6 protein-coding genes are annotated in these 9338 nt (G+C 38.8%); 2 read left to right on the top strand and 4 right to left on the bottom strand.

Translation table 11 applies throughout. The annotated features are described in order from the left end of the window. Nucleotides 1–253 precede the first annotated feature (253 nt). Nucleotides 254–487: a 2Fe-2S iron-sulfur cluster-binding protein gene (locus tag PN450_RS15460; protein ID WP_271836850.1), complete on the top strand. Its 234-nt coding sequence runs from the start codon at nucleotides 254–256 to the stop codon at nucleotides 485–487. Nucleotides 488–493: 6 nt separating this feature from the next. Continuing rightward, complete coding sequence (locus PN450_RS15455) at nucleotides 494–1300, top strand: tryptophan-rich sensory protein (RefSeq protein WP_271836849.1); 807 nt, start codon at nucleotides 494–496, stop codon at nucleotides 1298–1300. Nucleotides 1301–1635: 335 nt separating this feature from the next. Here PN450_RS15455 and lnt read toward each other — a convergent pair whose 3' ends face one another. The 4 genes from lnt to PN450_RS15435 form a co-directional block, all read right to left on the bottom strand. Next, nucleotides 1636–3204, bottom strand: a complete 1569-nt coding sequence (gene lnt / locus PN450_RS15450) for an apolipoprotein N-acyltransferase (RefSeq protein ID WP_271836848.1) — start codon at nucleotides 3202–3204, stop codon at nucleotides 1636–1638. An 87-nt stretch (nucleotides 3205–3291) separates the two neighbouring features. Beyond that, nucleotides 3292–5925, bottom strand: a complete 2634-nt coding sequence (gene gyrA, locus PN450_RS15445; RefSeq protein ID WP_271836847.1) for a DNA topoisomerase (ATP-hydrolyzing) subunit A — start codon at nucleotides 5923–5925, stop codon at nucleotides 3292–3294. A 338-nt stretch (nucleotides 5926–6263) separates the two neighbouring features. After that, entirely contained in the window at nucleotides 6264–6458 is a 195-nt protein-coding gene (locus PN450_RS15440; RefSeq protein ID WP_168696453.1) for a heavy-metal-associated domain-containing protein, read from the bottom strand. Between the two features lie 309 nt (nucleotides 6459–6767). After that, entirely contained in the window at nucleotides 6768–9107 is a 2340-nt protein-coding gene (locus tag PN450_RS15435; RefSeq protein ID WP_271836846.1) for a tetratricopeptide repeat protein, read from the bottom strand. Between the last annotated feature and the right edge of the window lie 231 nt (nucleotides 9108–9338).

The raw sequence follows: 9338 nt of genomic DNA, 5'->3' as shown, positions 1-9338 counted from the left end.
TAGGAGTCAGGAGTCAGGAGTCAGGAGTCAGGAGTCAGGAGGAAGAATTAGAAGGAGAGAAGAATAGTCTCAAATTTCAGAAAGTGATAGGTTTTTAATGGTTTCAATCCTTATTCCTTGCACCTAATTCACTTTTTTAATCGGGAAACTCTTAATCTATCTAGGTTTTCGGTTTATTCAGTAAGCCCTAATTAGTGATTTATAATTCTTCTTTTTCATCTATTCTTTAGCAAATAAAAAGCCATATAGGACTATGCAAATTACTTTTTTACCAGATGATATCACCGTTAATGCCGAAGCAGGAGAACCGTTGTTAGATGTCGCAGAACGGGCTGGAGTATCCATTCCTACCGGTTGTTTAATGGGAACTTGTCACGCTTGTACTGTAGAATTAGATGATGGTGAAGTTATCCGGGCTTGTATTACCGCAGTTCCACCAGGAAAAGATAAATTAACGATACATCTTTTTAGTGATCCAACTTGGTAATTATCTATGCAGCAATCTACTTCTAATCATCATCAAGATTTTATCCGACAACTAATAACTTTAGTTGCTGTTGTTGGTGCTTTTGTGGTGAATGTAGCATCAAATATTTTTCCCTTAAATGGACTGAGTATAGGGGCAATTTCTAACACTTTATTTAAAGATGTGTTGATTATTCCTGCTAACTATGCTTTTGTCATTTGGGGAGTGATTTATTTAGGATTATTTGCTTTAGCAGTTTATCAATTTCTACCTAACCAAAAACAGGATGCAGATTTACGCAAAACAGGTTATCTGTTAGTGATTGCTTCTGTTTTTCAAAGTATTTGGGTGTATTTATTTTTATCTAGACTTTTTGCTTTTTCTGTTGTGGCTATGTTCGGTATTCTCATACCGCTGATGGCTATTTATCATATTTTAGGCATTGGCAAAAAGCGGGTATCTCAAACGAAAAAGTTATGCTTGCATAATCCTGTGAGTATTTATTTGGGTTGGATTTCTGTGGCAACTGTGGTAAATGTGGCTTCTGCACTATATTTTTATGGTTGGAATGGTTGGGGTATTAATAGTCAGGTCTGGACTATCATCATGTTGGTGATAGCAACAACGATTGCGGCTGTGATTGCAATTAGGTACAAAGATATTCCCTATACTGGTGTTACGGTTTGGGCATTAATAGCGATCGCTGTTAAACATAGTAATATTGATTTATTGCGGAATTTAGCGATATTTTTGGCGGTTATTTTGATCTTTCTAGCAACAATAATTAAAAGCAAGAATTTATCTCTCGCCCAGACGCAGAGGCACGGAGAGTAAAAGTTTGAGTGGTTAGGGATTATTTAACCATAAGCTACGCAACAGCAGATAAAACTAATGATAAAGGGTATTAGCTATGAATTTATCATTTAAAGACATCAAATTCATGATCGAAGCTGTTGATAATTTAATGGTAAAATACCAAGAAAGAATCAATCAAATTGAAGACTTGGATGAATATGAAGATGAAGTTTCTGATCTAGGGAATGATATAATGTTTTTATCATCACTTCGTAAAAAAATAGATGATAGTTTAAACGATAGTCTTAATCCGAAAGTCAATACTACTAATCTAACAAAATTTGTCAGCCAAAGGAGAAAGAAAGTAATCAAAATCACAGGAATACCCACCCCAAAACCCCCAACACCAACAATAAAGGCGTTAACCAATCACCCCACCGCACATATAAAGTCTGAGTTTGACGAGGATAAATAGTTTCTGCGTGAGTTTCGTAGGTGTTATAAGCCGATTTCCAGAGAGTTTGTCCATGAGGATTAATAAATGCCGAATAACCTGTATTTGTTGCCCTCACAGCCCATCTATCAGTTTCAATTGCCCGCATGATATCCTGGGCATGATGTTGATTTGCCATTGCTGCCGTATAATGGGCATCATTGGAAGAACTGAGCATAAATTTTCCCCCCATAGAGGCTTGATAACGGAAATTTTCTGCAAAAGCTGATTCATAACAAATACCAATAATTACTCTTCCAAAAGGAGTATTAAAAATTTGCTTGGCTTTACCCGGAACTTGATGTGCTTCTAGCGGTGATAAACGTTGAATAATTCCCCCTAAAATATTTTCAAAAGGAATATATTCTCCCAATGGCACAAGTTTAGATTTATCATAACGGCTGGTAACTTCCCCATTACCAAGAACAGTAAATAAGCTATTTGTATAACTATTTCCTTGTTCACCAAATGCACCTATCCAAGCTATTACACCCTTTTTTTGAATAGCAGCCAACAAAGGAGTTTGAGTTAAACTACGGGAAAAAATAGGTATAGAAGCCTCCGGGGTAAGAACAGCTTGCACACCTTGATTAGTTAAACTTAAATATCCTTCAGTATAAGCAGTAATCGCCCGACGCAAACCTTCAGGAAGAACCTTAATTTTATTAGGAATATTACCTTGAATAACACCGATTTTTATAGCCGTACTCGCACCTTCCGTCAACGGTTGACTATAGAGAATAAAACCAATTAAATGAGCAATAATAAACAGAGAAAAAGCCAAATAAATAGTATTTCTTTCTTCCTTTGCGCCTTTGCGTCTCTGCGTGAGATATTCTGCAATTAACCCATTAAAAGCCACAATCACCGCAGTCACAGTATTGGGTCCAGAAAGCTGTCCTAAATGGAGAATTACGAGATTTTGCGGTGATTGAGTGTAAGCCAGAGAACTCCACCATAGAGGACTTGCACTCCAGAGGCTTTCTAAGCCACACCAAATGGCTGTACCAAATAGAACACGCAACCAAGGATTTCCCCTATCTAGACGCACCATTAAAGCTGCCCAAACAGTAACTAAAATTCCCCCCCACAGGCTAATAAATGCCCAACAAAGGAGGGTAATAGTTAAACTAGGCAACCAAGGAACACCTAACCAATCCATAGGATGAATCCCTGTAATCCATGACAGAGCAACTCCGTGATAACCGATACCCCAAATTAGGGCAAGGGGCAGCCCTTCGACTTCGCTCAGGAACCCAGGGCGCGGGGCAGGGGGATCTGTTTTGGATGTATATTTAATAACTAATAGCCACAAGGGAACAAGGGCAATCCAGGCTAGAAACCATGCACCAATAGGGGCAACGGTCGTTCCCATGAATATGCCACTGATAAAAGATAAGGTATAATATTTAATGGATTTAGAAATCTGTTGCTGTCCGAGTTTGATCATCTCCTTGTGTCCTAAAGTACATAAAGTAATTCAATTCAGATCCCCGACTTCTTAGAGAAGTCGGGGATCTTGTTTCTTGTTAATTGTCTATTCTGCTTCTTCTAGCTCCCCATTATCACCTGTGTCGGGGGGGACAATTGCAACTCCGGTAATGGCATCATCTTCGTCTAGACGTTGCACTCTGACTCCGGTGGCTGATCTTGATTGAATAGAAATGGCATTGACCGCTTGACGAATAATGATACCGCGATTGGTGGCCATCATGATTTCTTCGTCGCTGTTGACAATTCGCAAGGTGGCTAATTTGTCTTTGGTTTTGCGGTTTTTGAATTTGGTGGCCATTAAACCTTGACCGGCACGGTTTTGCAGTCGGAATTGGGAAACGGGAACGCGTTTGCCATAACCGCCCATGGTAATGACTAATACCCAAGGTCCGGTACTGCTGGCGTTGCTGACTTCTACAATTTCCTCGCTATTTTCGATTTCGGCAATTTCTGCGGTTTCTACAATTTCTTCAGTTTCTGCGGTTTCTTCGATTTCTTCGCTTTCCCCTTCTATGACAGTAGCTAAGGTATCAAGAATAGCCGCAGGCAGGATGTCCATACCGATGAGTTCGTCTTTGTTCTTGAGTTTCATGGATTTTACACCACGAGTGGCTCTACCCAAGGGACGCAGTTGATCATGAGTACAGCGGAAGTGAATGGCCATACCTTGACGCGAACCGATAATGATGCTGTCTTCGACTCTAGCTCTTCTCACCCAGCGCAGTTGGTCGCCTTCTTCTAAGGATATGGCAATTAATCCGTTAGCGCGAATGTGGCTAAATGCTTCCAGGACGGTTTTTTTGATGTTACCGCCTTTGGTGAGCATGACGAGATATTCTTCGCTGCTAAATTCGTCTACGGGGACAATGGAGGTGATTTTTTCTTCTTTGGGAATGGGCAACATTTGTACAATCGGTGTCCCCCGACTGGTGCGCGAACTGACGGGAATTTGATATGCTCTCAGGCAATACACGACTCCGCGATCGCTAAAGAATAAGATACTATCATGGTCGCAGCAGGTCAAAAAATGCTCAATGGTATCATCATCTTTAACTTTAGCCCCCGCTTTACCTCTGGTGGCGCGGCTTTGGGATTCAAAGGTGTTGACGGGCATCCGTTTGATGTAACCTTGTTCTGTTACCAGAATAATCGCCTTTTCATTGGCAATTAAGTCAATATCATCTATGTCTCCTTCCCCATGAGTAATTACTGTTCTCCGGGGTGTGGCAAAGCTGGTTTTAATTTGACTAATTTCCGTTTCAATGATTTCTAGCACCCGTTCCCGTCTGGCTAAAATATCCTCTAAATCGCTAATTTTAACTTGTAAATCGTCGTGTTCCAGGCGAATTTTATCGGCTTCCAGTGCTGTTAATCGTCGCAACTGCATTTGCAAAATTGCGTCTGCTTGCACTTCCGACAGTCCGTAGGTGGTAATTAACTCACCTTTGGCTGTGGGTGCGTCTGGTGCATGACGAATTAAAACAATAATTGCATCTAATCGTGACAGGGCAATTAATAAGCCTTGTAATAGGTGATCTCGTTCCTGGGCTTTCCTGAGTTCGTAGCGAGTCCGGCGTTCAATGGAGAGAATACGGAAATCTAGGAAGACGCTGAGGAAACGTTTGAGGTTCAGGGTTTGGGGTTCACTGTTGACCAGTGCCAACATATTCGCCCCAAAGTTAGACTGTAAAGGGGTTTGTTTATAAAGATTGTTTAAAACGACGCGGGGATAGGCATCACGTTTTAATTCTATGACAATTCTCATGCCGTCGCGATCGCTCTCGTCCCGGATATCGGAAATGCCCTCAATGCGTTTATCATTCACCAATTCGGCAATTTTTTCAATTAATGCCGCTTTATTGGTTTGGTAAGGCAATTCGGTGATGATAATTGCTTCCCGTTCTGGACGGTTGCGTTGGGTAATGGTTTCAATATTGGCAACACCCCGCATGGTAATTGAACCGCGTCCAGTGGTATAAGCTTCTTTAATGCCACTGACTCCCAATATCTGCGCCCCAGTCGGGAAGTCGGGACCGTGAATATACTGCATTAACTGAATGTCAGTTATTTCGGGATTGTGAATTAGTGCCACTAATCCATCAATCAATTCTCCCAAGTTATGCGGAGGAATATTTGTGGCCATTCCCACAGCAATCCCCGAAGAACCATTGAGGAGAAGTTGAGGAATGCGGGAGGGTAAAACTGTGGGTTCTTGTTGAGAACCATCGAAGTTATCGGCAAAGTCTACGGTTTCGGCTTCAATATCCTGGAGGAGGGCTACACTGGTTAGGGCGTGCAGACGACATTCTGTGTACCGCATTGCCGCCGGCGGATCATTGTCCACTGAACCAAAGTTACCATGTCCACTGATGAGAGGCGATCGCATGGAGAAATCCTGCGCCATCCGCACCAAAGCATCATACACTGCTGTATCACCGTGAGGGTGATATTTACCCAATACTTCCCCGACCACACGGGCGCATTTCCTGAAAGGGCGATCATGTAGTAAACCCAGTTCGTGCATGGCATAGAGGATGCGACGATGCACAGGTTTAAGACCATCCCTAGCATCTGGCAGCGCCCGACCTACAATGACGCTCATGGCGTATTCTAGATAAGACCGCGACATTTCACCTCGCAAATCCGTCGGGATAATCCTCTCCTGTGAGGTTGTCATAAACTCGAAAACTCCAAAAAAATGTAGATTTTAGGCTTCAACTTGACAAAAGACAAAATTATGTCAAATTAACTTTGAATAGTTGTCATATTTTGCTATGATTCTAACATATTGTGACGCAATTCGCACAAATACTATCTAATCTCCAAAAATAGTCAATTTACAACTTATATAAAAAGGCTAGATTCTTGAAAACAATCTATAAATCTGATTGATTAATTGCATCTAAAATAACTTTTCAAAATGAAAACAGAAGGACAAATAATTTCCAAATTTCCCATCATATTCAGCCGAAATAACAAAATCCCCGACTTCTCAAAGAAATCGGGGATTTGATTTTAAGCAGGAGGATAACCAGCAGCAGTCAAAGCTTCTTTAATAGCAGTTTCTGAAGCTTGAGTATCTACATTGACAAACTTGGTTTTGGTATCAGCTTCGACAATAGCATTAGTATCAATAGCTTTAACTGCCTTGGTTATATTACTAGCACAAGCAGAACAAGCCATTCCGGGAATAGTCAGTGTGATTGTCATAGGTAAAAAATGAGTGGAAACTCAATTAAAAGTCACAAAAATATGCGTCTTAACTAACTGCATTATGCTTGAAAAGAAAGTATATCTTAAATCTTCTAGATTAATTAGTCAAGAAAGAACAATTGTTGATTTTTTGCGCCAGAAAAGCTAGTACCGCAGGGTAGATTTCAACCGATTTCCTGTGGTAGTTGACAGCCAAACACGAATATAGTAACTTCGTACTATATAAATTTGGTTCTCAATGTCATCTACCTCTAAGATACAAGGTTGGGTTGACGTATGTTACCCAACACAGTAGGTTTTCTAACATCAACCCTGAATTAATCTTTGAAAATCTGGCTCATTTTTAATGTCATCAAAATCAATATCAGTTGCAGCATCTTCTCGATAACTGGGATTAAATTCCATAGCTTTTTGCAGATTTTCCAAAGCTAATTCCACCTTTCTTTGGAGTGCATAACAGGCAGCTTTATGATAATATGCGCTAGGATAATCAGATTTAATTTCTAATGCTTTATCAAAACTGATAATTGCTTGATCATCTTCTCCCAACATTACCAAAGTGTAACCCCGTTTATCCCAGACTTTAGGAGAATTGGGTTGAAATTCTAAAGCTTTATCAAAAGAAGTAACTGCATCTTCATAACGTTCTAATTCTAGCAAAGATAAACCACTATTTACCCAAGCAACTCCATCATCAGGTTTAATTTTAGTAGCTTTATCAAAACAGTTAAAAGCCTCTTGATGTTTTCCTAAATTTCCACAAGCCACACCAATATCACACCAAGCTTGATGATATTCAGGATTGATTTTAATGGCTTGATTGTAGGAAGCTATAGCATCTTTATAGCGTTTTAGACGATTGAAAATTATCCCCCGTTTCAGCCAATTTTCTGGATTTTCAGGTTGAATTGTAATGAGTTGTTCGTAAATAGCTAAAGCATCTTCATGGCGTTTTTCTAAAAATAGCATTTCTGCTTGTTTGATATAATCATCAATAGAAACTTCTGGTTGTAATGGTTCTGGTGCTTTTTCTGGTGTTGGAGTAGGTGTAATTTCCGCTAACTCTTTGAGAATTATATCTTTACATTGTTGAGCATCAATTTCCAACTTTTGCAGATTTTCGAGAATAGTAACTTGCTGTTTTTGCACGTCATTTTGTAAACCGGAAAACTGAGATGTAAATTCGCCACCCGACTTTTCTAAATTCTCAATAATTTGCTGTTGTCGTTGTTGAGCATTATTTTGTAATTCTGTAAGTTGCTGAGAAAATTCAATTTCTAACTTTTGTAAATTTTCCAGAATAGTAACTTGCTGTTTTTGTACATCATTTTGTAAACCGGAAAACTGAGATGTAAATTCTCCACCCGACTTTTCTAAATTCTCAATAATTTGCTGTTGTCGTTGTTGAGCATTATTTTGTAATTCTGTAAGTTGCTGAGAAAATTCAATTTCTAACTTTTGCAAATTTTCGAGAATAGTAACTTGCTGTTTTTGCACGTCATTTTGTAAACCGGAAAACTGAGATGTAAATTCTCCACCTGACTTTTCTAAATTCTCAATAATTTGCTGTTGTCGTTGTTGAGCATTATTTTGTAATTCTGTAAGTTGCTGAGAAAATTCGCTTTGTAATTTACCAAAATCCTCAAGTAATTGATATTTTTGAACTTGGGTATCAGTTTTTAATTCAGTAATGTCTGACTTAAATATATTATTCAGGTTTTCGATATTACCTATAACTATATCTTTTTGATTTTTAACATCTAATTGAAATTGAGATAATTCATTATTAAATTCTGATTGTAATTTCCCTAAATTCTCAACAGTATGAAATTTCTGTTGTTGAGTTTCCGACTCTAACTCTTGAAATTGAGATATCAAATCAGCGCGAGATTGTTCAATATCACTAACAGCGATATCTTTTTGATTTTCTACTTCTGACTTGAGTTGGGTAAATTGAGAAAACAACTCAAATTCTAACTTTTTGATATTGTCAATTGTAATTTTTTGCTGTTGAGCAGATAAGGTTAATTGTTCTAGTTGAGTATTTAATCTAAACTCTAAATTACTAATATTCTCTTGAGCAGATTTAACTTCAATTTCCAAAGCTGTTAAAAACTCTTGTTTTGATTTAGGTAAATCAGATAAAAGAATAGATAAATTTTCTTCCTCACCATGAATCTTTTGTTTAAGTGTATTAACTTCCTGTGCTAATTCTTGAGTAGTATTTTTAGATGCTTGAATCAGTTTTTTTGCTTCTGCTTGAACCGTAGTTAATTGAGTTTGCAAATTTTCAATTCCTTGAATTTGCTGCATTGCTCGTTCGACAATCTCTCTAATTACTGCTCGACGAAAAAACCATAATATGGCAATTAAGACCACAGGAAATAAACTTAAAATAGTCAACCAGATATTAAGCAAAGTATTCGTGCGAGTAAAAGCCCGTTCAAAATCAGATTGAACTTGTTTTTGAGTTCTGGTTTCTTGTCGCAGTCGCGCTAATTCTTCCCGTTCCTGATTTGATAGTACCTGAGCAGTAGCAGATGGTACAGAATACCCACTGATAAAAGCCGTTGATAGCAGTAAGGGTGACAAGAAAATGGCACTTTTTAAAGCCAGATTTGAGAACATGGGGTTTTTGCTGTTCATAACAATTTTCCCTATCCAGTGGTGATTTTTTGCAGAAGCGTGATTGGATGTTAGGGTAGCTGTTTGATATTAGCAGATTATCTAGAGAGATATCCGTTCTATAAAACTTACCCAAAATTACCAAAGTCTAGACACATCTGGACAGCGATAACCTTAGTGTTTACTTCCTGCTTCATCACGGTCTTAGAATGGCTTCTAAGAGGTTTTTCCGCTCCACAGGCAATCTCGGTA

This window comes from Dolichospermum lemmermannii CS-548, assembly GCF_028330815.1.
Lineage (GTDB): Bacteria > Cyanobacteriota > Cyanobacteriia > Cyanobacteriales > Nostocaceae > Dolichospermum > Dolichospermum lemmermannii.
This window is presented reverse-complemented; position numbering and strand designations above follow the sequence as displayed.

What these genes read in the sequence shown, in the direction of transcription:
- PN450_RS15455 (WP_271836849.1), top strand. Translation starts at nt 494, where the DNA reads ATGCAGCAATCTACTTCTAATCATCATCAAGATTTTATCCGACAACTA.
- PN450_RS15460 (WP_271836850.1), top strand. Translation starts at nt 254, where the DNA reads ATGCAAATTACTTTTTTACCAGATGATATCACCGTTAATGCCGAAGCA.
- PN450_RS15440 (WP_168696453.1), bottom strand. Translation starts at nt 6,458, where the DNA reads ATGACAATCACACTGACTATTCCCGGAATGGCTTGTTCTGCTTGTGCT.
- lnt (WP_271836848.1), bottom strand. Translation starts at nt 3,204, where the DNA reads ATGATCAAACTCGGACAGCAACAGATTTCTAAATCCATTAAATATTAT.
- gyrA (WP_271836847.1), bottom strand. Translation starts at nt 5,925, where the DNA reads ATGACAACCTCACAGGAGAGGATTATCCCGACGGATTTGCGAGGTGAA.
- PN450_RS15435 (WP_271836846.1), bottom strand. Translation starts at nt 9,107, where the DNA reads ATGAACAGCAAAAACCCCATGTTCTCAAATCTGGCTTTAAAAAGTGCC.